The sequence below is a fragment of the Steroidobacter gossypii genome (genome assembly GCF_016801985.1).
GTDB lineage: Bacteria > Pseudomonadota > Gammaproteobacteria > Steroidobacterales > Steroidobacteraceae > Steroidobacter > Steroidobacter gossypii.
Genome location: NZ_JAEVLS010000005.1, coordinates 722,930 through 747,228, shown reverse-complemented (window position 1 = coordinate 747,228; position 24,299 = coordinate 722,930). Strand labels below are relative to the sequence as shown.

Here is a 24,299-nt window from a genome sequence, read left to right as displayed (position 1 = left end):
CCGCACGTCGCAAGGACCGCTACCGAGCGATGCATGCGTACAACAAAAGTGCCGCGTCACACAGCCGCAATATAGCCGTCAGATCGTAGCAATCAGCTCCCCGTAAGTTGCCGCGCCAGCGCCGGACCTGGATCGGTCCGGCAACGAATGGACAACATTTCCTGGAGCTGTTTATGCGCAACACCGTCGAGCTGTCGCTCGCCATCGCGGCCGTGCTGGCCGGCCATGTCGCTGTCGCTCAGGACAGCGCGCAGGGCAAAGTGGAAGAAGTGATCGTGCTCGGCCGGGGCGAGACCCGCCAGGTGCAGTCGGTCTCGTTCGAGCAGATCGATGCGCTGCCGGCGGGCACCAGCCCGCTCAAGGCCATCGAGAAAATGCCGGGCGTGAATTTCCAGTCCGCCGATGCGTATGGCGCGTACGAATGGTCGACGCGCCTTTCGGTTCGCGGCTTCAATCAAAGTCAGCTGGGCTTCACGCTGGATGGCGTGCCGCTGGGCGACATGTCCTACGCCAATCACAACGGATTGCACATCAGCCGAGCGATCCCGTCGGAGGCGGTCGGCCGCGTGGAGCTGTCGCAGGGCGCGGGCGCCATCGACATCGCGTCGACCAGCAATCTCGGCGGCGCGGTGGAATTCTTCTCGGCCGATCCGGCCGCGGAATTCGGAATTCGCGCTGAGCAGATGTTCGGCTCCGACTCGGCGCGCCGCACGTTCGCTCAGCTGGACAGCGGCGAGTTGGGCACCGGCACGCGCGCTTATGTCGCCGTCGTGGATGCTTCCACCGAGAAGTGGAAAGGTGGCGGCGATCAGGAGCAGCGGATGGTGAACGTCAAGCTGGTGCAGCCCATCGGCGACGCCAGGCTGACCGCGTACTACAACTATTCCGATCGCGCCGAGTTCGACTACCAGGACCTCTCGTATCAGATCATCGAGCGTCGCGGCTGGGACTGGGACAATTGGTATCCGAATTGGAACGCCGCAATCGACGCGGCCAACGCGTGTAACGCCGCGGGCCAGAGCGATCCCCTCGTCTGCGACGACGCATATTGGAGTGCCGCGGGTCTACGCAAGGACGATCTCGGCTATTTGTCGCTCGATCTGCCGATCGGCGAAGCCGTGACGTTGCAGGCAACGGCGTACATGCATCAAAACGAAGGCCAGGGATTGTGGGGCACGCCGTATGTGCCGACACCTGGCGGTGCGCCGATCTCGATTCGCACCACTGAATATGAGATCGATCGGCAGGGCGTGGTGAGCTCGCTCACGTTCTCGCTCGGCGCGCACGAGATCGAAGGCGGCGTGTGGTTCGAGACCGTCGACTTCAATCAGGCGCGTCGCTTCTATGGCGAGCCCAACGTGGCGGGCCCAACGCGTTCCTTCGATGACTTCCAGCGCAATCCCCTGCTCACGCAGTGGGAATACGACTTCGACACGGATACGGTCGTGTTCCATCTGCAGGACACATGGTCGATCACGGACGCGCTGACCTTGAACGCCGGCTTCCGCTCGGTGAGCTCCGAGAGCGAGATTTGGACGGTCGCCGGCGGCCCGCTGAAGAATGGCGCGATCGAAACGGACGAGTCGTTCCTGCCGCAAGTCGGCGCGAACTGGTCGTTGAGCGACAATCATGAAGTGTTCGCTTCCGTCGCTCGCAACGTGCGCGCGTTTCCGGGCAGCAATAGCGGACCCTTCGATGTGTCCGCGGAGGTGTTCGAAGAGATCCGCAACACCCTCGAGCCCGAAACCTCGACCAACTACGAATTGGGCTGGCGGTACCAAGGCGCTGCATTCAACAGTGTCGTGACTGCCTATCGCGTCGACTTCAAGGATAGACTACTCGGCATCCCACAATGCATCGGCATCCGTGGTTGCACGGGCTCGTTCGCCAATGTAGGCGATGTGAAAACCAACGGTGTCGAAGCAGCGTTGTCCTGGCGGCCGATGACGCACCTGACCTGGTTCAACTCGGCGGCCTGGAACGATTCGGAGTATGACGATGACTACACATTCGAGACAGCGCAAGGCGTTACCCTGGTGCCGACGGCAGGAAAGCAAGTGGTGGACGCTCCCGAATGGCTCGTTCGCTCGGAACTGTCGTACGACAACGGCGCGTTCTTCGCGCGGCTGGATGCCAACTACACGGACGAGCGCTTCTACACGTACTTGAACGACGCCAGCGCCGACTCGTACACGCTGTTCAACGGCGGTCTGGGTTATCGCTTCAATGCGCTGGGCGTGGTCGAGCAGCTGACCGTGCAGGTGGACGTCACCAATCTCGCGGATAAGAAGTACATCGGCACCATCGGCACCAATGGTTTCGGCGTCAGCGATCCGACCGGTTCGATGCAGACGCTGCTGCGTGGCGCGCCGAGACAGATTTTCATCTCCGCCAAGGCGCGGTTCTGATCAGGTCCGATTCGGCATGAGCGACCACGACGAGACTCGACGACGATTCGTACGCGACAGTCTCGTCGTGGGTGCAGCGCTTGGCGGCGTGCTGCAATCGGGCGCCGCCTGGTCGCAGTCGCGGCCAATGAGCGATCCGCATCCGGCGCTCGAGCGTCCGCTGACTCGCATTGCATTCGGCTCCTGCGCCAAGCAGAGCAAGGATCAGCCGATCTGGGACACCGTGCTGGCGAGCCGACCGGATCTGTTCGTCTTTCTGGGCGACAACATCTACGGCGACACGCGCGACATGGGCGAGCTGCGAGCAAAGTACGCACAGCTCGCGGCCAAGCCCGGGTTCCAGAAACTACGGGCGACCACACCGATCGTCGCGATTTGGGACGATCACGATTACGGCGAGGACGATGCCGGCGCGGACTATCCCATGAAGGAACAGTCGCGCCAGATCTTCCTCGATTTCTGGCAGGAGCACGCCGCTTCGCCGCGCCGCTCGCGCAATGGCATTTACGCTTCTTACTTGTTCGGTCCCGAGGACCGGCGCGTGCAGGTCATCATGCCGGACCTGCGCTTCAATCGCACGCCGATCGCTCGGCAGGATCTCGGCGGCCAGTCATATAAAGAGTGGGAGCAAGCGAAGCGCAAGGCCGGCGGCGAAGTTCCCGGTCCATACGCACGCCTGCCCGATCATGAGGCCACGATGCTCGGCGAACAGCAGTGGCGGTGGCTCGAGCAGCAGTTCGACGTGCCGGCGCAGCTCAGAATCTTTGCCTCGAGCCTGCAGGTGCTCGCGGATTTCCCAGGCTGGGAAGCCTGGATCAACTACGCACGCGACCATCAGCGGCTGATCGAGCTGATTCGCCGCAAGCGCGCCGGCGGGGTGATCTTCATCAGCGGCGACACTCACTACGCCGAACTGACTCGGCTGGACGTCAATGTTCCCTATCCGTTCTGGGAGCTGACCTCCAGCGGCCTCACGGAAGTGTGGCCGGTGAACGTTCCGAACGCCAATCGCGTCGGCGAGCAGCTGCGCGAGCCCAATTTCGGACTCATCGAGATCGACTGGTCGGCTGCGCCGGTGGGCGTCACGCTCAAAGCGCTCGATCTCAACGGGGTCGCTCGCATCGAGCAGCGCCTGAGCCTGGATAAGTTGCAGGCGAGGAGCTGACTCCGTCGCGCGCCGGGTCAGTATCGCCAGAGCACGCCGGCGGAAGGCACGATCGGCAGCCACGAACTCACGTCGCGGTCATAACTGATCGAGCCGTCCTCGTTCAGGCGCGCGTCATAGTTGATACAACAGGCGTTGTCCCGCGAGAACGTGTTGCTGATCTCGAGGAATACATCGAGCGCGCCGCGCGGCATGATGAACGTGCGGGTGAGCCGCATATCGAGCGAATTGAAGTCCTGCAAGCGGCTGCGATTGCGGGCCGCTGGATCGATGCTCGGCACGCCGGTTTGCGGATCCAGAGTGAGCGAGGTGGTTGGCCAGCCGCTGTGATAGCTGTTGACCAGCGTGGCCGTCCACGGGCCGCTGGCCCAGGTCACGCCGAGATTCACGGCGTGCCGCTGATCCCAGCTGCGTGGCACCTCGCGATTGTCGATGCGATCGTACGCTTTCGACCAGGTGTAGCTCAGCCATCCACTCCAGGGCCCTTTCGGGTGCATTTGCATCAGCACCTCGATGCCCTCGGCGCGAGCGCTACGCGCATCGACCATCACGCGATCGAACTCCGCCTCCGGAAACAGCACCAGGGGGTCGAGCATGTTTTCATAGCGTGGCCGGATGTCGCGATAATATTTTCGATAGGCCTCGACGCGCAGGTCGAAGCCGTCGAATGCGTGCTCGACGCTCATGATTGCGTGATCGGCGTGCTGCGCCGGATAAAACCGGGAGACGCCGTCCTCGACCTGCAGCTCATTGATGCCCTGAGACTGATAGAACCGTCCCCAGCCAGCGCGCAGCTTGGTCGAGGGCGATAACATATAAAGCAGGCTGGTGCGCGGGCTCCATTGCTCGCCGTCATCGCTGCCGTCGTAGGTTTGTACGTCGACGCGCATGCCGGCCTCGAGCGTCAGCCGCTCGCCGAGCGTGGCGCGCATGTCCCAGTAAGCAGAGTTTTCGTAGCCCTGTGGGGCAGGCGATGCGCGTCGCGTGATCATGGCGCCTGGCGAGCCAGGAAACGGGAAGTCAGGCTCGACGGTAAGATCAAGCGCGTAGTCGTAATCGCCCCAAAGGCGACGGACCTCCACGCCGAAGCGATGGCTCACGGCGCCCGCGTCGAGCTCGTTTTCCACACGCAGCCCGGCGATGTGAAATGTTCTGAGATCGCGCACCTGACCGCTGCGTCCCGGCTCTTCCACCCAACCGCGTCGCTCATTGACCAGATCGGTGAACGAACCGATCACGCGCGTGGCCGCGTGCGATGACCAATCGTGATCCAACGTGAGCCAACCGTAGGCGTTGCGATACTTGGCGTGCGCCTCCTGTGTTCCCTGGTCGCGCCGGGCAACGACCCGGTCGCTGGAAGCGAGTACGTCGAGCGAGATGCGAGTGGCGTCGGTCAACGCATATTCCGCGCGGGCAAAGCCGTCGGAGTAGTTCGCCTCGCCAAAGTCTTCCTCGGCGTATCGCGCCAGGTCGCCGAGATTGCTGCGCCTGGCCGAGATCAGCGCCTGACCGCGCTGATCGTCGAAGCTCGTCGCTGCTAGCGCGTTGGAATGGAACAGGCTCACGCCGACTTCGTAGTAGCGCTGGCCGGGACGAATGGTGTGCGCGTCGATGATGGCGCTCATGCGATCGCCATACGGCGCCGGGAAGCCGCCCGAGTAAAACTCGATGGTGTCGATCAGGCGCGAGTCCAGCAGACTGACCGGGCTGTAGAAGTTCTTCAGATGAAACGGTTCATACAGCCGCAGCCCATTCAGGATGATGGCGGTCTCATTCGGCTCGCCGCCGCGGATGGAACTGATGCTCGACACGCCGTTGACGGCCGCGCCTGGCAGCCGTTGCACGGCTCGCAATGTTTCATCCGCAAGCCGGGGCATCGCCTGAACCTCATCCTGGGTCAGGAAGTTCCTGGGCGTGAGGTCGTTCGCCGCCAGCGTGTAGCGGCTGGTCTGAACGACAACCTCCTCCAGTTCGGTGGGCTCCGCTCGCGTGGTTGCCGGGGTTCGCCGTGGCGGCAGGGCGGACGGATTGCGGACAACTGCATACACACGCGGGGCAGCTTCCGACACGGTCAGCCCATGCGCGGCCAGTATTTCCTCGGCCAGCGCCAGTCCTTGCCGGGCGCCCGGTTCAGTTTCGATCCGCAAGCCGGCGGGCACGATCTGATCGTTATAGATGAATATGAGACCTTCAGCCCGCAGGCCATTGAGCACATCGCCGACGCTCCGGCCCTGCAGCTGCGCCAGCGCGGCATGGCAGATCATCATCCCCATAGACACACAGACGAGGCGCCACACCACTGGGCGCCACTGCGCTGGCTTCATTGCATTCCCATCGAGTACTGAAGGCAGATCTTCTCTTGCCCAGGCTCCGGGAAGCAACGTCCGTGCCGCCCGACAGTCGAGATGAATTATGGCGCGAGCTCGATGCCGATTTCGTGGGTGTCGGTGCGGTAGCGCCGCAATTGAGTAGTGGAAAGCACGGCGGCGAGGGCGGCGTCGGCGTCCAGGCCTTCGATGGAGCCGCGCAGTTTCACATCGGCCGCGGCCGCTTCGGCTTGCGGTGTCGAGTACACGAGCTGGCGCCCGGTCTCTCGGGAGATCCACTGCAGGAAAGCGGCGAGCGATTGATTGTCGATGTCGAAGGTGGGCGCGGCCTGCAATGTCCACTGCCAATACGGATCGGTGGAAGGCAGCATGCTCAAGGTCAGCTCGCCGTCGGTATTCAGGCGCAGCACTTGTCCGGCTTCGCCGGTGTTCGTGCTGGTCGGGCTGGTCACGACGACGCGGCCTTCGCGAACGCTGACGAGCATGGCGTCGCCTTGAGTGCGTACTTCATATTGAGTGCCGACGTGCTGCACGGAGCCGGCAATCGTGTTCACCGTGAGCGCGTGGCCATGGCCGGCGCCGTCTGCAGGTGCATCGATGTAAACAGCGCCCGCGGCAAGCGTAATGCGATCGGACGCATCGACCGTGATGCGGGTGCCGTGATCGAGGCGCAAGGACAAGCCGTCAGGGAATGAAACGGCAGCGCGAGTTTGCACCTCGGTCTGCACGATGTCGCCGACGCGGATGATTTCACCGACCGCTCGCACCTTCGGATCAGTGTCGGCCTCGGTGCTCGCCAACACGTGGCCATGCACGATGCTTGCTACCTGCGCCTGCTCGGAGGCCATGAAGCGATAGGCGAAAGTGGACACCAACACGGCAAGCGCCAACCCGGCGGCGTAGCGCCAGGCAACGACCCGTTGCTGCCGCTGGCGCTGTTGCACGATATCGCGCCACTCGGCGTGCACGGCGGACATAACGTCGCGCGCCACCTCGGCTGAAGGCTCATCGCGCGCGCCCACTTCTCGCAGCAGCTCTTCGATGCTGGCGTCGTTCGACTCGGGTTCGTGATGTACCGTCGTCATGGCGCTACTTTCTCATACCGGCGAGCACATCGCTCGCCGCCGATCCGAACACCGTTTCCACAGCTTCGCGAAACGCCGTTCGGGCGCGCGCCAGCAGCGATTGTGCGGCCGTCTGCCCGACGCCGAGCAAGGCGCCGATCTCTTCCACGCTGCGCCCCTCGATATATTTCCATTCCAGCACATCGCCGTAGCGGGAGGGCAGGCGATCGAGCACGGACTGCACCAGTCGTCGCGTCTCGGCGCTGCCATAGCCGTGCATCGGCTCGTCCGAGGCGGGCGCCGCAATGGATTCCAGGGCTTCCCGCAGGCCGGGCGTGTCGTCGATCAGCACTACGTTGCGAACATGGCGCTGATGGGCGCGCAGATAGTCGACGATCTGTCGGCGACAGATCTGGCACAACCAGCTGAACAGCGCCGATTCGCCGCGGAACCCCGCGAGCGCGCGCATCGCCTTGATCAGCGTCGCCTGGACCACTTCCTTGCAGGCTTCCGCATCGCCGCCCAGCCGGGGCAGGGCGAAACGGTACACGCGCGGGAAATAAGTCTCGAAAAACAGGCGAAAGGCGGCCTCGTCGCCTTTCAACATGGCGGCGATCAGGAGGCTGTCGGTGCTGTATACGGGACTCACTTGCCAGGTAAGACGACGCACATGGAAAAATCAATCGCGGCTCATTCATGGCCGCCGCTCTGGCGACAGCCGGCGGTCAGGTCCAGGGCGCGATCATAAACCTGGCTGCGCGCTTGGGCCGCTCCGAGCACCGTGTGATAGAAGAAATCGTGACTGACCGGCAGGCTCGCCGACTCGCGCAGGCAGTCGAGTCGTAGCTGCGTCCGGCGCAAGTAGCCTGGCGAAGCCCACAGCAACATGGGCACTTCTTTCTGCACCGCCGGTGCGAAGGCGTAGGGCATGCCATGCAGGTAGAGGCCGTTTTCGCCCAGCGATTCGCCGTGATCGGAGACATAAAGCAGCAGGCTGTCGAGCCGGGCGTCGGCGTCGAGGAGCATGCCGATCTGGCGCGCCAGGACATGATCGGTGTAGGCCAGGGTGTTGTCGTAAGCGTTGGTGATCTCCTGCTGGCTGCAATGCTGTAGTTGATTGGAACGGCATGCGGGCTTGAATCTCTCGCGCTCCTTCGGGTAGCGCTCCGAGTACGCAGGCCCGTGACTGCCTTTCTGATGAAATACGATCACCGTGTCCCGCTGGATGTGATGCAGGACTTCCGGCAAATCCGCCAGCATCACTGCGTCGAAACAGTTCGAGCCCCGGCAATATCGGGGGTCGTTCGACTGTTTGTAATCGATGCTGCCGACCCTGGCGCAGACGCCTTTGCAGCCGGAGTTGTTGTCGCGCCATTGAACATCGAAGCCCGCTTCGAGCAGCGAGTCGAGCAGATTGGTATAGCGAGCCGCCTCGTCCACTTTGAAATGCTCGCGCGGCAGGTGAGAGAACAGGCAGGGCACCGAGATCGCCGTCGATGTGCCGCATGCTGTGACTTTTGCGAAATACGTGAGACCGGCGATCCGTGACAGCTCGGGATTGGTCTCGCGCGCATAGCCTCCTAGCTGGAAGTTGGCGGCACGCGCGGTCTCGCCAATGACCAGGAACAACACCAGCGGCCTGGCCGATGGAGCCGCCGTGCGTTCGACGCGGCCGGACGGATTCAATAAAGGTTGATCGGCCCGACGGTCGCGACTGTCTGCGAGCAGACCGATCGTGCTGACGACCGGCGCAGCCGGGTTGAGCGTGTATCGAACCGGCTTGTGCTCGCGAAACAAGGTGGCGAAGTCGGCCGAGTTGGCGAACATGCCGGCGAACGCCAGTCCCAACGCAATGACGATGGCGAGTGCGCGCTGACCAAGCCGAGTTCGCCAGGATGTTTTTGGCAGCTGCACCCGCCACACCAGCAGCGATGGAATCAGGCCCAGCACGATGAGATGGAGCCACATGTCCCCGCTCAGCAGCGCGCCGACCTCGGCGCGATCCGTCTGCAGCACGTTGCGCATCATGTCCTGGTTCATGATGACTCCGTACTCGTTGCAGAAGTACGCGCTCAGCGCGGCGACTGCGAACAGCGCACTGGCGGCAGCGCGCATCAGCCATCGGCTCGGCAGGACCAGCAATAACAACGCCAGCACCATCCAAGCTACGACGAACAACGAAATCATGAACAGGGATGCGCCAAGCCCCGGGCGCCACATGGCGGCGGCGGCGAGTTCCCAAAACCGCACGTTGTAGAGCGAAAGCCAGATGAACGCGACGATGAACGCGAATGCGACGTCCGATGAGCAGACGATTCCACCCGCCCAACGCTCGCGTATGCGTGCGTGGAGCGGCAGCTGGGGCACGAGCAGATGTTGTGTATGCATCGGCCGGTTGGACGGCGCCGGTCGCGGTCATCTGTCGTAAATATTTTCTCAGTGGGCGCGATTGATTTTCCTGGCCTGGCTCGTCTCACCACGGTACAGGCGAAGGTTCAGCGCTCAGGCATAATCGCCGCACCGGCGAGGCAAGACGAATGACGCAGGCGAGTTGGGTCCAGGCAGTATTTCGTAGCGGCAGCAACAGCGCGCGCGATGTGCGAGTCGACCTGTTCTGGCTGCTGGGCCTGGCGCTGCTGCTGGTCGCCACCGGCATCGGTGTGCGCGATCCATGGCCCGCCGACGAGCCTCGCTTCGCGCTGATCGTGCGTGACATGGTGGCTTCCGGCGAATGGTTGCTCCCGCACGTGGGTGGGGACGTGTATGCCGACAAGCCGCCCCTGTATTTCTGGATGATGGGCGTCGCGTTGCTGGCGACCGGCTCGCTGCGCATCGCATTTCTGTTGCCCTCCCTGCTGAGCGGCCTCGCTTGTCTGTTCTTGATCTACGATCTCGGCCGGCGCCTGTGGAATCGCGAGGCGGGGCTGGCGGCTGCATTCGGACTGTTGCTGACAGTGCAGTTCGTCTGGCAAGTGCGACAGGCGCAGATCGATGCGACGCTGTTGTTCTGGGTCGTGCTCGGCCTGTACGGGCTGCTGCGGCACCTGTTACAGGGGCCGGCGTGGGGTTGGTACACCGTGGGTTGGGCGGCGTCGGGCTTCGGTGTGATCACCAAGGGTGTCGGCTTTCTTCCGCTGTTGATCCTCATTCCTTTTGCACTCATGCGAGGCTGGTCGCCCCGCGCGCAGCGCTCGAGCATGGCAACCTGGTTCATCGGGCCGTTGGCTTTTCTCCTGGCCGTGAGCACCTGGCTCGTGCCCATGCTGTTGGCCGCCAGCGAAGATCCCAGTCTGGCGGCGTATCGGGACGAGATTCTGTTTCGTCAGACCATGCATCGTTACACAGACGCGTGGCATCACCGCGAGCCGTTCTGGTACTTCATTGTCGAAGTGATCCCAGTGCTGTGGCTGCCGCTCACCTTGCTGTTGCCGTGGCTGGTGCCTCGTTGGCGCGAGGCCTGGCAGGCGCGGGACTTGCGTGTCGGCTTGTTGTTGTCGTGGGTCGTGCTGGTCGTGTTGTTCTTCAGCTTCAGCAGCGGCAAACGCGGTTTGTATATTCTGCCCGCCTTGCCGGCCCTGGCACTGGTCAGCGGGCCGTATCTGACTGAACTCATGCAGCGTCGCGGCGTGCAACGAGCGATATCCTTTCTGACTGCCGGCATCGCCGCCGTGTGTCTGCTGGCCGCGGCATTTGTGTTGATCAGGCCGGAGCGACGCCACGAGTTGCTCGCCAACTATGATCTGGATGTGCTGGGTCCGTTGCTACTCATCGGTGGCGTAGGCGCATTGATCTGCGCCGTGGCGAGACTGAGACATGCACCCGTTGCTTATGCTGGCCTGGTCGGGACTACGCTGCTGACCGTCAGTTACTGGATCAACCCGGCGATGAACGAGTCGCGGTCGGGCGCGGCGTTCATCGGGCGCGTCGAACGCTTCGACGATCGCAGCGCCGAGCTGGGCTTCGTCGGCTTCAAAGAACAATATCTGCTCAACGTGCATCGACCCATCGTGCACTTCGGACATGCTCGCTGGCGGGAAGTGGAACAGGAAGCGGCCGACGCAGCCCGATGGATGAGCGGCCGCGAGAATCGGCAGTTGGTAGTCAACGCGGAAATGCGAGCGCTCTGCTTCGCCGACGCCGTCAGCACACCGTTGGGCAGGGCGAATCGATCGGAGTGGTATATCGTGCGAGGCAAGCCGAATTCGGACTGCGTCGCTCGCGGCAGGGAGGCGGCGGCATATCACTACGCGCCGCCTGCCTCGATCACTCCCGCCTTGCCAGCGCCGCCTAGCTGATGTTCGATCAATTCGTCTGAATCGCCACCACGCCGCAGGCAATTCGATCGCCCGAATCGCCCGAAGGCTGAGTCTTGTAGTCGTCGGGCTTGGCGTGCAGCACCAGCGCCTTGCCCAGGATGTCGTTGGGCTGCCCGGTCTGCAACGATACATCGGCATTGTCGACGCTCACTTCGGCCACGCCCTGCGCGTCCGACTTCACATTCAACATGTCGCCGGCGTGATGCGGCTGGGCCTGCGGATTGCCGTGCTGCTGGTTGCCGGGATTGAAATGCGCTCCGGCGCTGGTGGCGTCGGGCGCGCTGCAATCGCCTTTCTCGTGAAAATGAAAACCGAACTCGCTGTCGGGTTTCAGGCCCTGGATCATTCCGGAAATCTTCACTCCGGCGCCTGCCGCCGTGATTTTCAGTCCGCCGTTGGCCGTGTTGCCCTGAGTGGGTGAGAGCTGCACGGCAGCGCCTGCGGTCGCTTCGGCGCTCGAGGTGGTCTCCGGCTCGGTCGTGTTGGCGACCGATGGACTGTCGCCAGCCGGGGCCGGTGCATCGGCGGTCGGCGCGGCGTCCTCTTTTCCACCACAACCCGCCATCAGCAGGGCAATAGCTACAAGGCTGAAATATTTCATGAGTGATCCCTCGTGACCCGAACCGGAGTTAATACACGACGCGTTGCCTGCGTTCCGGATTGTCACGCGCGAGTCACTCGACTGTCATCGACTCTTAACGGGTCCGAACGAGCATGCCGGCCCGTTATTTCTGCAGCCCGATAATCGCAAGCGGCGCGCCCGCCTGCGATCCAATAAACAGGACGCCACGGTACATGTCTCAGCTCCGTCATGCCATTCGTTTGCAGCTTGCATTCGCCTTGCCTTTCGCTATCGGCCTCGCACATGCCCAGGATTCCGGCGCACCCGACATCGAAGAGGTCGTGGTCACCGGTCGCGCGGGCGTGGAGGAAATCCGTAAAGTCGAAGTCAGCTACGCCGTGACCACCATCGGCGCCGAGTCGCTGCGCATGGATTCGCCGCTGGGTGTGGCGGATGCGTTGGGTTCGGTCCCGGGCTTCTGGGTCGAATCCTCCGGCGGCGAAGCGAGTGCGAACATCCGTGCGCGCGGCATTCCGGACGAAGGTTTCTCGTCGGTCGGCATGTTGGAGGATGGCCTGCCTGTACAGCACGATCCGGGCATCGGCTGGTTGAATGCCGATCAGTCGTTCCGCATGGACGACACGATCGAGCGTATCGAAGTGGTGCGCGGCGGTCCGGCCTCGATGTTCTCGTCGAACGCGCCGGGCGGCGTGGTGAACTTCATCACTCGCAAGCCGAGCGACACCGCGGGCGGCGATATCAAGGTTCAGAGCAGCGACTATGGCCTGCGCCGCATCGATGGCTGGTACAACCTGCCAGTCGGCGACTGGCGCCTGGGCTTCGGTGGCTTCTATCGCGAAGACGACGGAGTTCGCGATCCGGGCTACACGGCCAACAAAGGCGGTCAGCTGCGTTTCGCCCTCGGGCGCTCGTTCGAGGGCGGCTCGGTGAACTTCAACGTCAAGCGCATCGACGACCAGGTCATCTTCTATACAGGCTTGCCGTTGACCTACGACAGCGATGGCGACGTGGTCGGCGTCCCAGGCATCGATGAACACCACGGCACGCTCTCTGGGCCCGAAACTCGTCGCGTGACTCTGCGCGATGCCAACGGAACATTTCCGCTCGACATCGATCGGGGCACCGATGTCGAGCTGACTCAGTACACGTTGCAGTTCGAATATGCCCTGCCGGGTGAATGGCAGCTGCGCAATGGTACGCGCTATCGCGAGTCGGAGACTTCGCGCATCGGTTTGTTTCCCAACAGCGTCGTGACAGGCCGGTCGCGGCTCGACTCGGTGCGTGCCGGCATTCTGGCGTCGGTGCCGGGAGCGGCGGACGTGCAACTGCGCTACGTGAACTCGCCGAACCAAGTGTTCGACGTGGTGGCGCAGAACGGCAATGGTCTGATCACCGATGGCTCGCTGCGTCAGGTGAGCGTGCCTCTGGAAGAAGTGCTGAACGACCTGCGCCTGATGCGCAACTTCGAGGTTGGCGGCCAGCAGCACGACGTCGCCATCGGCCTGTACGTGGCCAAGGTGGATGAAGAGTTCACGCGGTACTCGGCGAACGCGCTCATCGACATCCGCGACAACGCGCGCCTGCTGAACTATGTCGCGGTCGATGCGGCGGGCAATCCGTTGGCTACGGTGACGGAGAACGGCATTACGCGCTATGGCTCGGAGTTCGCCAACGGCGAGGGCGAGTCGATGACCAAGGCGCTGTACATCTCCGATGAATGGAAGATCAATGAACAGTGGCGCATCGACCTGGGCGCACGCTACGAGCAGGTGGATGTCGAGGGCAGTGTCGAGCGTTTTGCCGGTCGAAATCTCGGCCTGCCAGGCATCGCCGATGACAACGTGCTGACCGGCACCGGCGTGTTCGATCGCTTCGACACGGATTTCGACGACTTCGGCTGGACGGCCGGCGTGAACTGGCAATTCCTCGAAAGCATGGGCGTGTTCGCACGCTACACCTCGACGTTTCGCCTGCCGAACGTCGGCGACTACATCACCAACGCCAGTGCGACGCCGGTGGTGAAGACCATGGATTTCATCGAGGCCGGTTACAAGTACCAATCCGAGCGCTTCTCGCTGTACGCCACGGTATTCCAGACCAACTACGACAGCTTCCGCTTTGGCGATCGTCGCTTCAACCCGGTGACCGGCGGCTACGATGATGTCAGCGTGTTCACGGACACCGAGACGTTGGGCGTCGAGATCGAAGGTGCGATCGACGCCACGGACTGGCTGGACATCGGCTTCAGCGCGACGGTGCAGAACCCCGAGTTCGGCGACTTCGTGCAGACACAGGTAATCAACGGAGAGGCGGTCACCTTCGACTTCACGGGCAATCGGCTGCTGCGAGTGCCGAAGGTGAGCGCGCGCCTCACGCCGGCGATCCAACTGAACGAAGCGCTGCGCTTCGAGCTCGACTATCAGTACTTCGGCGATCGCTACTCCGATGCGGCCAACTTGCTGAAGTTGCCTTCGTACGATGTGCTCAGCGCGAATCTGCGCTGGTCGCCGATGGAGCGCATGACGGTGTACGTGCGTGGCGAGAATCTGTTGAACGAGGTCGGGCTCACAGAGGGCAATCCGCGCGCGGGTTCGTTCGTGAGCGGTGAGGCGAACTCGCCATTCTTCATCGGTCGGCCGATCTACGGCAGGAACTTCACCTTCTCGTTGCAGTGGGACTTCTAACGCTGCCGGGTGCGCGTTCAAAGGCGGCGCTTGCGCCGCCTTTTCTATTGATGGGGCTGCATCGAGGCGCTGATGAGATACATATCTCTTCTGGTCATTGTTCTTCTCTGTACGACAAACGTGTGGTCGCACGCACAGGCAGCGGAGAGAGCACCAGACGTGGTTCTGCGCGACACCATTCCTGACACGGCGTTCCGAACTTATCGTCTGCTCCCGTTCGAGGTGCCCGAAGGCGTCAAGGCAGTGGAGATTCGCTTCGACTACACGGGGCGCGACGCGCGGACCACGATCGACGTGGGTTTGCTCGGTCCGGGCGAAACCTTCGATGCGGAGTTCCGCGGCTGGAGCGGAGGAAACAAACGGTCATTCATCTTGTCCAGCAGCGATGCGACACCGTCTTATCTAGCCAGCCCGGTCCAGCCCGGGCGCTGGCAGCTGTTGCTCGGTGTGCCGAACATCCGCAAGGGACAAACATCCGAGTTCACGGCGCAGGTTTACTTCCAGCGCAACGACGCGCACGGCCTGCCAACGCAGCCAGAGCCATTGCGAGCGGAGGCTGGGTGGTATCGAGGCGACTTGCACATGCATAGCAGCCACAGCGATGGCAGCTGTGCGAGCAAGAGCGGCACCAGGCGGGTGCCATGTCCGTTGTTTTTAACCTTGGATGCCGCAGCCGAGCGTGGCCTCGACTTCGTGGCCGTCACCGAGCACAACACCAACTCGCATGTAAAAGAGCTGACAGCGCTGCAGCCGTACTTCGATCGAACGCTGTTGATCCCGGGCATGGAGATGACCACCTTCCAGGGCCACGCCAACGCCTTCAACCTGCGCGAGCCGCTCGATTTTCGTGTGGGCAGCCAGCAGGTGCCGGACTGGAATTCCCTGCTGACGCGGGCCAAGGCCAAAGGGGCGCTGGTGTCGATCAATCATCCACGCGTGCCCACCGGCGAGGCTTGCATGGGGTGCGGCTGGTCGCCGCAGCCCGCGGCGGATCTTTCGCTGGTTCAGGCTGTCGAAGTCGTGAATGGCTACGATGTCGATAGCCCGACCGCCGGCATTCCGTTCTGGCACGAGCAGCTCCAGAAGGGGCATCGGCTGACCGCGATCGGCGGTAGCGATACGCACGACATCAAATCAAGGCGGGCGGCAACAGTCGGCGTCCCGACGACGGTGGTCTACGCCCGCGAGTTGAGCGTCGATGGCATCGTCGAAGGCATCCGCGCTGGCAACGTGTTCATCGACACTGCCGGGACGCGCGATCGTAAGCTGGAGATGACGGCGAGGCACGGCCAGTCGACGGTGAGCATGGGTGGCGAACTGCGGCTGCCGCTGAACCAGCCGGCGACGTTCACGGTGCGTGTCGAGCAAATCCCCGACGGCAGCATCGAAGTCATTCGCGACGGCGCAATCGCGCAACGCTCGCCCATTCCGGCGGCGACGCACTCGTGGTCCTTCGAAGAAACATCGGACGGCAAGTCTCACTGGATCCGCATCGACGTGCGCGACGCCGACGGCAAGCTGGCGCTCATCGGCAACCCGATCTATCTGCGCTGAAGTTGCGGCTTCCGCTTAGTGTAGCCGCGCTACGTCATTGATTTTCGTACGAAGTTGGGCGCCCCTCGGCAATCGGCCCAGGAACGATTCGCGAATCTGCGACGTTGACATTTCAGGAGATGCCGCAACCCGAACGAAGATGTTGATTCTGATAGTCGAGGATGAGCCGATTTGCGCGCTGAGCACGGTAGCCGAGTTGGAGCATGCTGGACACAAGACTTTGGGGCCGGCCTCGACGCTCGAAGAAGGACTGGAGCTGGCACGCACCGGACATCCCTCGCTCGCTTTGATCGATATCGACTTGATGCACGCCGGCGACGGCGTTGAACTCGCGAGACGTCTGCGTGAGCTGCACGTCCCGACGGTGTTCGTCAGCGCCCAACACCCCGCCGCGTTTCAGAACAGCGAGCTGGCGCTGGGCCTCATCGGCAAGCCCTACAATCCCGCCGATCTGCCGCCGAGCATCGAGGTGATCTCGGCGATCCTGGAAGGCAAGCGGCCGCCCGCGGCATCGCTGCCGCGGGCGCTGCAGCTGTTTCACTGAGCTTGTGACAGCTTGGCTTTCGGCGGCACGCTCGCGTCGCTCTCATTGACGTAGCGGAAGCGAACCACCCCATACAGCATCTCGTCCCAGGTCTGCTGGCCCCACGGCACCTCACGATTGGGATCGGGATTGGCTTTGTTCTGAGCCGAGTTGTCCCAAGTGGTGCTGTGGGTGACCTTGGTCCCGGCGGGCAACAGCTTCGGCGTTTTCAATTCGTACGTGGTTTGCCAGTTGAAGTCGTAGTTCGGCACGGACAGCAGCACTTCCTCGCGCCCGTCCGGGTAGGTCGCGACGAACTTCGACGCCTTGCCACGGAAATGCGCGTGCGGCAGCAAGTTGTACACGACCACGTCGTGCTCGAACGTCTTGGTCATCGACTCGGTGTGCGCCTTGGCGTGGGCCGGGATTTTCAGCTTGGGATTGAGCAGCACGGCGCTGCGCAGCTGATATTGCGGAGCATCTTTGCGGAAATACAAACCCATGCGGCTCACATCGCGCGTGGCCTTGCCGCTCACCGTGTAATGCATCTGGAAAAAGAACTTTGCATCCTGCTTGACCAGCACGCCGGTGTTGTCGGGCAGGACCATCGGCCCGGCGCCCGGCACATACCCGCCGAGACTACCGCCATCGCGAACACTCTCCGCGTTGGCGCCCATGGTGGCGATGATGTGATGCAGGACAGTGCGGTCGCCCGGTTGGAAATCGACGGCGCGCACCCACACGTCGCGATCCAGCGGGTTTTCCACCATCGGCATTTGATATGGAATCACGCCCGTGGCCGGAACATCGAAGCCGGGGATCTCGACGATCAGATCGGGCTCGCCCAGCGCCCATTCCGGCCATTGTTTGTCGAGCGTGGCCAGAGGATCGCTGCCGCTGCCGCGCGGCGAGCCTGCTTCGATCCAGTGCACCAGCGTCTTGATCTCTTCTTTACTCAGCGAACGATCGTTGGAGAACACGTTGTAATGCGGATCGACGTGCCATGGCGGCATGCGCTCGGTGCGCACGACTTCACGAATCATGGGGCTGAAGCCCCTGATCATGTCGTAACTGGTCATCTGCCAGGGACCGATGCCGCCCGGCCGATGACAGGTGACGCAGTTGTCGATCAGCAGGGGCGCGATGGTTTTCTCGTAAGAGATCTTGGCATGCGCGGCTCTGCGAGCCAGCTCGGGGAATTTCAGATCGCAGCCTTTGGCCTTGGGCGGGTCGACCTGCGCCGTCTTCACGGGCCTGGCTTCAAAGATCGACTCGAGCGCGTTGGCGGCGTGTGGCGTACCGCCCGCTGACAGCGGCCCGCGATATGCGACTTTCCAGCCCCGAGTGTCGATCACCAGCAACTCGCCATTGCGCTGCATGCCCAGCGACTCGCCGATGATCTGTGTTTCATCGAGCAGGATGGGCACGTCGATGCCTTGCGCCTTTGCTTCCTTCCCGATGGCGGCGCGTGAGTCCGACAGGTTGGAGTTGATCATCAGCAACTCCACGCCGCGAGCATGATATTTGTCACGCAGCGCCTGAAGCTCCGGCAGCGATTTGCGCACGGCTTCGCAGCCGTTGCCCTGGGCCATCAGCACCACGGCCTTCATGTCCGACAGGTAGTACAGCTCGCGCGAGGCGCCGTTGTGATCCAACAAGCGAAAGTTATCGACCCGATCTCCGGGTTTGAGCGCCCATGCCGGGGTGGTCGCGCCGGACGACAATGCCAGGGCAGTGGCGATACCGAGCAGCTTCGATCCGTGCTTCATGCTCATTTGGTAGCCCCCCAAGTGACTGCTGCGCATACTGTAGTTCCTTGCTCTCCATAGTCTCAGCCCGGGGCGGCGTCAATGCCACTGACGAATGTTTGCATTGTTACCGGAGGCGGTCATGCCATCAGGCGGAACTACTCGCGTGGCGCAGCCAGCGATTCGCGCTTGATGACTGCGCCGCGCAGGATGATGCGGTCGATGCTGGTCCAGGCGCGCATGGTTTCCAGGGGATTGGCGGTAAGTAACAACAAGTTCGCGATCTTGCCAGCTTCGACGCTGCCGTAGTCTTTGTCCAAACCGAACTGGCGCGCGTTGTTGATCGTGGCGGCTTGGAAGATCGTGGGCAGAGGAATACCGGACTGCGCCATCATGCGCATCTCACGATAAGTGTCGTAGCCCGGCTGATTGCCGAAGGTGGGCGCGGACGGCGTATCGCTCCCCAACAGCAACGGGTGGCCGAGGTCGTGCAGATATTTGGCCGCACGCATGCCGCGCGAGCCTACTACCAGATAGTTATGCATCGCCTTCATGTCGGGCGGGTTGCCCATGCCCTTGCGCATCTCGTCCTTGAACCATTGTCCCGCCGGCGTTTCATACCATTGAAGCAGGGGCGCCGGTACGACCTTGGCGTACGCCGGATCCTTCAACGTGTCTTCGCGAAACAGATCCGCGAGCGCGGCCAGCACTCGCATGGTGGGTTGATAGCCGATCTTCTTGGCATGAATGTCGCGCAAGTGCGCGGCGATCGCGGGCGGCACGCCTTCGTCGCTGGAGTATTCATTCCAATTCCACAAGCCGTGCGCGATGACATCGACCTGCGCTTCGACCGCGATGCGCTGCATGTCGATCGCATTCGCATGCGCGACCAGAGTCAAGCCGCGCTTGCGAGTTGCGGCTCGCACGCGCTGCAGAGTCTCCTTGCTCATGAGGGGCCAGCCGGTGCCCTCGGCGAAGCCGTCTTCGATGAAAATCTTCACGCAGGGTGCGCCGCTGGCGGCGATCTTGTCGATGATGACTTCGGGTGTGTGTTGAGCCGGGTCCGCACCCTTGGGCAGCGGATGCGCGGCGGCGTTGGCTGGTTCGTAAACGTAGTCGGGCATGACTTGATAACGAACCGCGGGGTCGATGAACACCGTGGGATAGCCGTCGAGCACGATCACGGGGCCGCAGCTGAACAGGTCCGGATGCTGCGGTTGAGCTTCGAAAGCGGCGAGCTGCTCGGGGCCGCTTGCGAGGTTCAATACCTGAGTGACGCCGTGATAGAGATAGCTGCGCGGTTGTTGGCGTATGTAGGCGTCCGCCAGCGATTGCATTGCCGGGTCGTTCTGACCCAACGCCAGGCCCGGCACATCGCCGACGTGGACATGCGAGTCCATGATTCCAGGCGTCAGGAATTTGCCGCGACCGTCGATGCGCGTGGCGCCGCTCGCGGCTTTGACAGGCTGAGAGCCGACGCTCACGATGCGCCCGTCGCGGATCAGCACGTTCTGCCTGGGCTGCGGCTTGGGATGCTGTGGCGAGACGACGGTCACTTGCTCGATGACCAGCTCCTCAGCCGGCACGGCTGGGGCAAGCCACAGCAGTGCAATCGCCAGATACGCACCTATCGACCTCTGACTTCCCTTCATTCGAGGACTCCTTGGCGGGAACGGCGACTGCCGGTGCGCAATTGTGCGTGATCCTTCCCGCTAGAGGCAGGGCAGCGGCAAAGCCGGCCACCCATGCGACCAGCACGACCCGGGCAGGTTCATGGTTGTCCAGGGTGGACAATTCGCGTGGCAATTGCTGACATTTTGTCTGAGTATTAGAATGGATGCGTCCCCCTCTCACCGGTTGGAGTTTCGTGACACAAAAACAGCTATTTTCGCCGGCTCGCGCTTGCGGTGCAGGCAGGGTCTCGCCCCTGGATACAGGTTCCAGAGGCGCAGGATGGGCAAGTCGGTGGCTGTTGGGGGTTCTCGTGGTCAATGGTGTGATGAGTACAGCGGGCGCGGTGGAAGCCCGGCGCGGCGAGTTCGGCACGCTGGCCGATGGTCGCAAAGTGGAGTCGGCGGAGCTGACCAACTCGCAGGGTATGTCCGTGCGCATCCTTGCGCTGGGTGGCGTGATCCAGCAGCTGATGGTGCCGGATCGGGACGGAAAAGTGGCGGACGTGGTGCTCGGCCACGCTACCGCTCAGGAATACCTGGATAAACCGCAGTACTTCGGCGCGACCGTCGGTCGTTACGCCAATCGTATCGCTGCCGGTAAATTCACGCTGGACGGCAAGCAGTATCAGCTCGAGACCAATGACGGCCCCAATCACCTGCACGGGGGCACGCGCGGCTTCGACAAGGTGCTGTGGACGATCGACTCAGTCAGCGCGGGTTCTCCGGCCAAAGCGGTGCTCTCTTATGTGAGCGCGGACGGCGAGGGCGGCTACCCCGGCAAGCTCGCCGTGACCGCCACCTATACGCTCAACGACAAGAACGAGCTGGCCATCGAATATCGCGCCAGCACCGACCAGCCGACCATCGCCAACATCACCAATCACAGTTATTTCAATCTGGCCGGTGAAGCGACGCCCAGCGACGTGTTCGGGCATCGCCTGACTTTGTTCGCGAGCCAGTACACGCCGGTCGACGAGACGCTGATTCCCACCGGCGAGCGTCGGCCGGTCGCCGGGACCGCATTCGATTTCCGCCAGCCGCAGACGATTGGCGCGCGGATTCGCCAGGGCAGCGACGAGCAGCTGCGCATCGGCCGCGGCTATGATCACAACTACATCGTCGATGGCGAGCCTGGCCAGTTGCGGCCGGCCGCTCGGGTCGAGGATCCGCAATCCGGTCGCGTGCTCGAGCTGCTCGCGAGCGCGCCCGGTGTGCAGTTCTATTCGGGCAATTTCCTGGACGGCACCAGCGTCGGCAAGAGCCGCCGCGTGTACCGGCAGGGCGACGGCTTCTGCCTCGAGCCGCAAGTGTTTCCCGACTCGCCGAATCGCAACGATTTCCCCAACGCGCGCCTGAATCCCGGTCAGACGTACGTCAACACCATGGTGCTGCGGTTCTCCGTGGCGCCGCGAGCTTCCTGACCTCAAGTCGAAACATGACCTCATCCAATTCCGATCCGTCCGCCTCTCGTCGCCTGCGTTCGCGCGCCTGGTTCGACGATCCCGCCAATGCGGACATGACGGCGCTCTACCTGGAGCGCTACATGAACTTCGGGCTGTCGCTGCAGGAGCTGCAGTCGGGCAAGCCCATCATCGGCATCGCGCAAACCGGCAGCGATCTGTCGCCCTGCAATCGACATCACCTCGTGCTGGCCGAGCGCGTGCGCGAAGGCATCCGTGAAGCCGGCGGCATCGTGCTGGAATTCCCGGTGCACCCGATTCAGGAGACCGGCAAGCGGCCGACCGCCGGGCTGGATCGCAATCTGGCGTATCTCGGCCTGGTGGAAGTGTTGTTCGGCTATCCGCTGGACGGTGTGGTGTTGACGGTCGGCTGTGACAAAACCACCCCGGCGTGTTTGATGGCGGCGGCGACGGTGAACATGCCTGCCATCGCCCTGTCGGTCGGTCCCATGCTCAACGGTTGGTACAAGGGTGTGCGCACGGGGTCGGGCACCATCGTCTGGCGCGCGCGCGAGCTGCTGGCCGCGGGTGAAATCGACTATCAGGGTTTCATCAAGCTGGTCGCGTCGTCCGCGCCGTCCACGGGTTATTGCAACACCATGGGCACGGCGACCACCATGAACAGCCTTACCGAAGCGCTGGGCATGTCATTGCCCGGCTCGGCCGCGATTCCCGCGCCGCTGCGCGACCGCCAGGAATGTGCTTATCTCACCGGCAAGCAGATTGTTGAAATGGTATGGGCGGATCGCAAGCCGTCGGACATCCTCACGCGTGAAGCTTTCATCAACGCCATCCGCGTGAACTCGGCCATCGGCGGTTCGACCAATGCGCCCATTCATTTGAACGCCTTGGCGCGGCATATCGGTGTGGAGCTGACGGTGGACGACTGGCAGCAATACGGATTGGATATTCCGTTGCTCGTGAACCTGCAGCCCGCCGGCGAATATCTCGGCGAGGATTACTATCGCGCCGGCGGTGTGCCGGCGGTGGTGGCCGAGCTGATGAGGCAGGGTTTGATCCATGAGTCCACGCTGACCGTGAACGGCAAGACCCTTGGCGAGAACTGCCGTGGGGCGAGCATTCTCGACACCAATGTCATCAAGCCGTTCGATCAGCCGATGAAGCCGCGCGCCGGCTTCTCGGTGCTGCGCGGGAACTTGTTCGACTCGGCCATCATGAAGACGAGCGTGATCTCGGATGAATTCCGCGCGCGCTATCTTTCCAATCCCAAGGATCCCGAGGCGTTCGAAGGTCGCGCGGTGGTGTTCGACGGTCCGGAGGACTATCACGCGCGCATCGACGATCCAGCGCTGCAGATCGACGAGCATACTTTGCTGTTCATGCGAGGCACGGGGCCCATCGGGTATCCCGGTGCGGCGGAAGTGGTGAACATGCGGCCGCCGGTGAACCTGATCAAAGCCGGCATTCACAACCTGCCGTGCATCGGCGATGGACGCCAGTCCGGCACCTCGGGATCGCCGTCGATTCTCAATGCATCGCCCGAAGCCGCGGTGGGCGGCGGTCTGGCGCTGCTCAAGACGGGCGACCGCGTGCGCATCGACCTGCGCAAGGGCGAAGCGAACATTCTGATCAGCGACGAAGAGCTCGAGCGGCGTCGCGAGGCGCTCAAACAGGCAGGTGGCTTTCCGATCCCGCCGAGCCAGACGCCCTGGCAGGAGTTGCAGCGCGCCGACGTCGGGCAGGCGGATACCGGGGCGGTGCTCGAATCGGCGGTCAAATACCAGCGGCTGGCCCAAACCAAGGGCGTGCCGCGGCATAATCACTGATTCTCGGTCCGCCTGCTCCCGCGCGAGACTGGCTCGCGCGGGAGTTGTCCATTTGTAGCGAGGTTTCCAATGGCCGAATCATGGCGAGTGATTGCTCGCGAACAGCGAGACGAACTGGGTGAGGGTCCGCTCTGGTCTGCCCGGCACAACGCCATTTTCTGGGTCGACATTCTTTCGAAGTTCGTCTATCGCTATTCGCTCGCCGACCACAGCGTGCAGAGCTGGGCCATGCCGGAGCGCATTGGCTGGGTGATCGAGCGGAGCAACAAGCCGGGGTTCATCGCGGGCTTGCAGAGCGGCTTCTACGAGCTGGAACTGGAGCCGTTCGCGCTGCGTCCGATCGTCGATCCGGAGCCGGAGTTTCCGGGCAATCGCTTGAACGACGCCAAGGCGGATCGGCACGGCCGCATCTGGGCGGGGACCATGGACGCGGACATCGTCGAGACGCGAGGTTCCTTGTATTGCCTGCGGCCGGATTTGAGCGTGCGTCGCGTCGATGAAGGCTACAAGGTGACGAACGGGCCGACGTTCAGTCTCACGCAGGATGCGATGTATCACACCGATACGGGGCTCAAGACCATCTATCGTTTCGATCTGTCGCCGGAAGGTGAGCTCAGCAACAAACGGGTGTGGCTGAAGTTCACTGACGAGATGGGCAACCCGGATGGCATGACGGTCGATTCGGAAGGCTTCATCTGGATCGCCCACTGGGATGGGGCGCGTGTGAGTCGGTGGTCGCCGGATGCGAAGCTCGATCGCGAGATTCGCCTGCCTGCGCCGCGCATTACCAGCATGACGTTTGCCGGGCCGGAGCTGGATCGTTTGTTCGTGACTTCGGCGGCGAAGGGATTGGATCGGGACAAGGAGCGTTACGCTGGCGCTTTGTTCGAAGTCGATGCCGGCGGCGTGCGAGGTTTGCCGCCGGGTTCATTTGCCGGCTGAGGGCCGCCAGTTCGAGCTCGTTTCTTTTCTGAGCAGGCGGCGAACTCGTTTCCCATCACCGGTGG

Annotated in this window: 16 protein-coding genes; 9 read left to right on the top strand and 7 right to left on the bottom strand. The window is 62.8% G+C overall.

All coding sequences use genetic code 11. The annotated features are described in order from the left end of the window. Nucleotides 1–173 precede the first annotated feature (173 nt). A complete protein-coding gene (locus tag JM946_RS23635) occupies nt 174–2,408 on the top strand; it encodes a TonB-dependent receptor (RefSeq protein ID WP_203169837.1) in 2,235 nt (744 codons plus the stop codon). A 16-nt stretch (nt 2,409–2,424) separates the two neighbouring features. Beyond that, a complete protein-coding gene (locus JM946_RS23630) occupies nt 2,425–3,573 on the top strand; it encodes an alkaline phosphatase D family protein (protein ID WP_203169836.1) in 1,149 nt (382 codons plus the stop codon). 17 nt (nt 3,574–3,590) lie between these two features. Here JM946_RS23630 and JM946_RS23625 read toward each other — a convergent pair whose 3' ends face one another. The 4 genes from JM946_RS23625 to JM946_RS23610 all read right to left on the bottom strand — a co-directional run bounded on the left by JM946_RS23625 (nt 3,591) and on the right by JM946_RS23610 (nt 9,352). After that, nucleotides 3,591–5,897, bottom strand: a complete 2,307-nt coding sequence (locus JM946_RS23625; RefSeq protein ID WP_203169835.1) for a TonB-dependent receptor plug domain-containing protein — start codon at nt 5,895–5,897, stop codon at nt 3,591–3,593. Between the two features lie 86 nt (nt 5,898–5,983). Then, nucleotides 5,984–6,985: a FecR domain-containing protein gene (locus tag JM946_RS23620; RefSeq protein WP_203169834.1), complete on the bottom strand. Its 1,002-nt coding sequence runs from the start codon at nt 6,983–6,985 to the stop codon at nt 5,984–5,986. A 4-nt stretch (nt 6,986–6,989) separates the two neighbouring features. Continuing rightward, entirely contained in the window at nt 6,990–7,613 is a 624-nt protein-coding gene (locus JM946_RS23615) for an RNA polymerase sigma factor (RefSeq protein WP_218043078.1), read from the bottom strand. A 41-nt stretch (nt 7,614–7,654) separates the two neighbouring features. Then, the gene (locus JM946_RS23610; RefSeq protein ID WP_203169832.1) at nt 7,655–9,352 is read right to left on the bottom strand and encodes a phosphoethanolamine transferase; all 1,698 of its coding nucleotides are present in this window, start codon (nt 9,350–9,352) and stop codon (nt 7,655–7,657) included. Between the two features lie 149 nt (nt 9,353–9,501). Between JM946_RS23610 and JM946_RS23605 the strand changes: the two genes are divergently transcribed. Continuing rightward, nucleotides 9,502–11,259, top strand: coding sequence for an ArnT family glycosyltransferase (locus JM946_RS23605; RefSeq protein WP_203169831.1), 1,758 nt, complete (start codon nt 9,502–9,504; stop codon nt 11,257–11,259). A gap of 7 nt (nt 11,260–11,266) precedes the next feature. Here the strand turns inward: JM946_RS23605 and JM946_RS23600 are convergent, their stop codons facing one another. Further along, the gene (locus tag JM946_RS23600) at nt 11,267–11,881 is read right to left on the bottom strand and encodes a superoxide dismutase family protein (RefSeq protein WP_203169830.1); all 615 of its coding nucleotides are present in this window, start codon (nt 11,879–11,881) and stop codon (nt 11,267–11,269) included. 194 nt (nt 11,882–12,075) lie between these two features. Here JM946_RS23600 and JM946_RS23595 point away from each other — a divergent pair, with 194 nt between their 5' ends. From JM946_RS23595 to JM946_RS23585, 3 genes are all read left to right on the top strand, one after another. Further along, nucleotides 12,076–14,547 (top strand): TonB-dependent receptor, encoded by a 2,472-nt coding sequence (locus JM946_RS23595; RefSeq protein ID WP_203169829.1) that lies wholly within the window; start codon nt 12,076–12,078, stop codon nt 14,545–14,547. A gap of 159 nt (nt 14,548–14,706) precedes the next feature. Beyond that, entirely contained in the window at nt 14,707–16,101 is a 1,395-nt protein-coding gene (locus tag JM946_RS23590) for a CehA/McbA family metallohydrolase (protein ID WP_203169828.1), read from the top strand. Nucleotides 16,102–16,240: 139 nt separating this feature from the next. Further along, on the top strand, nt 16,241–16,645 hold the full coding sequence (locus JM946_RS23585; RefSeq protein ID WP_203169827.1) for a response regulator: 405 nt from the start codon (nt 16,241–16,243) through the stop codon (nt 16,643–16,645). On the opposite strand, the gene JM946_RS23580 is transcribed toward JM946_RS23585, so the two are convergent. Both JM946_RS23580 and JM946_RS23575 read right to left on the bottom strand, forming a co-directional pair. Further along, nucleotides 16,639–18,399 (bottom strand): redoxin family protein, encoded by a 1,761-nt coding sequence (locus JM946_RS23580; RefSeq protein WP_203169826.1) that lies wholly within the window; start codon nt 18,397–18,399, stop codon nt 16,639–16,641. The two genes, JM946_RS23585 and JM946_RS23580, sit on opposite strands and share 7 nt — an antisense overlap. Nucleotides 18,400–18,530: 131 nt before the next feature. Next, complete coding sequence (locus tag JM946_RS23575) at nt 18,531–20,024, bottom strand: amidohydrolase family protein (protein ID WP_203169825.1); 1,494 nt, start codon at nt 20,022–20,024, stop codon at nt 18,531–18,533. A gap of 347 nt (nt 20,025–20,371) precedes the next feature. Here JM946_RS23575 and JM946_RS23570 point away from each other — a divergent pair, with 347 nt between their 5' ends. From JM946_RS23570 to JM946_RS23560, 3 genes are all read left to right on the top strand, one after another. Continuing rightward, the gene (locus JM946_RS23570) at nt 20,372–21,466 is read left to right on the top strand and encodes an aldose epimerase family protein (protein WP_203169824.1); all 1,095 of its coding nucleotides are present in this window, start codon (nt 20,372–20,374) and stop codon (nt 21,464–21,466) included. Nucleotides 21,467–21,480: 14 nt separating this feature from the next. Beyond that, complete coding sequence (locus tag JM946_RS23565) at nt 21,481–23,292, top strand: IlvD/Edd family dehydratase (RefSeq protein ID WP_203169823.1); 1,812 nt, start codon at nt 21,481–21,483, stop codon at nt 23,290–23,292. A gap of 69 nt (nt 23,293–23,361) precedes the next feature. Continuing rightward, complete coding sequence (locus JM946_RS23560) at nt 23,362–24,234, top strand: SMP-30/gluconolactonase/LRE family protein (RefSeq protein WP_203169822.1); 873 nt, start codon at nt 23,362–23,364, stop codon at nt 24,232–24,234. Nucleotides 24,235–24,299: the final 65 nt, after the last annotated feature.

What these genes read in the sequence shown, in the direction of transcription:
- JM946_RS23620 (WP_203169834.1), bottom strand. Translation starts at nt 6,985, where the DNA reads ATGACGACGGTACATCACGAACCCGAGTCGAACGACGCCAGCATCGAA.
- JM946_RS23565 (WP_203169823.1), top strand. Translation starts at nt 21,481, where the DNA reads ATGACCTCATCCAATTCCGATCCGTCCGCCTCTCGTCGCCTGCGTTCG.
- JM946_RS23605 (WP_203169831.1), top strand. Translation starts at nt 9,502, where the DNA reads ATGACGCAGGCGAGTTGGGTCCAGGCAGTATTTCGTAGCGGCAGCAAC.
- JM946_RS23595 (WP_203169829.1), top strand. Translation starts at nt 12,076, where the DNA reads ATGTCTCAGCTCCGTCATGCCATTCGTTTGCAGCTTGCATTCGCCTTG.
- JM946_RS23580 (WP_203169826.1), bottom strand. Translation starts at nt 18,399, where the DNA reads ATGAGCATGAAGCACGGATCGAAGCTGCTCGGTATCGCCACTGCCCTG.
- JM946_RS23570 (WP_203169824.1), top strand. Translation starts at nt 20,372, where the DNA reads ATGAGTACAGCGGGCGCGGTGGAAGCCCGGCGCGGCGAGTTCGGCACG.
- JM946_RS23585 (WP_203169827.1), top strand. Translation starts at nt 16,241, where the DNA reads ATGTTGATTCTGATAGTCGAGGATGAGCCGATTTGCGCGCTGAGCACG.
- JM946_RS23560 (WP_203169822.1), top strand. Translation starts at nt 23,362, where the DNA reads ATGGCCGAATCATGGCGAGTGATTGCTCGCGAACAGCGAGACGAACTG.
- JM946_RS23610 (WP_203169832.1), bottom strand. Translation starts at nt 9,352, where the DNA reads ATGCATACACAACATCTGCTCGTGCCCCAGCTGCCGCTCCACGCACGC.
- JM946_RS23635 (WP_203169837.1), top strand. Translation starts at nt 174, where the DNA reads ATGCGCAACACCGTCGAGCTGTCGCTCGCCATCGCGGCCGTGCTGGCC.
- JM946_RS23600 (WP_203169830.1), bottom strand. Translation starts at nt 11,881, where the DNA reads ATGAAATATTTCAGCCTTGTAGCTATTGCCCTGCTGATGGCGGGTTGT.
- JM946_RS23575 (WP_203169825.1), bottom strand. Translation starts at nt 20,024, where the DNA reads ATGAAGGGAAGTCAGAGGTCGATAGGTGCGTATCTGGCGATTGCACTG.
- JM946_RS23630 (WP_203169836.1), top strand. Translation starts at nt 2,425, where the DNA reads ATGAGCGACCACGACGAGACTCGACGACGATTCGTACGCGACAGTCTC.
- JM946_RS23625 (WP_203169835.1), bottom strand. Translation starts at nt 5,897, where the DNA reads ATGAAGCCAGCGCAGTGGCGCCCAGTGGTGTGGCGCCTCGTCTGTGTG.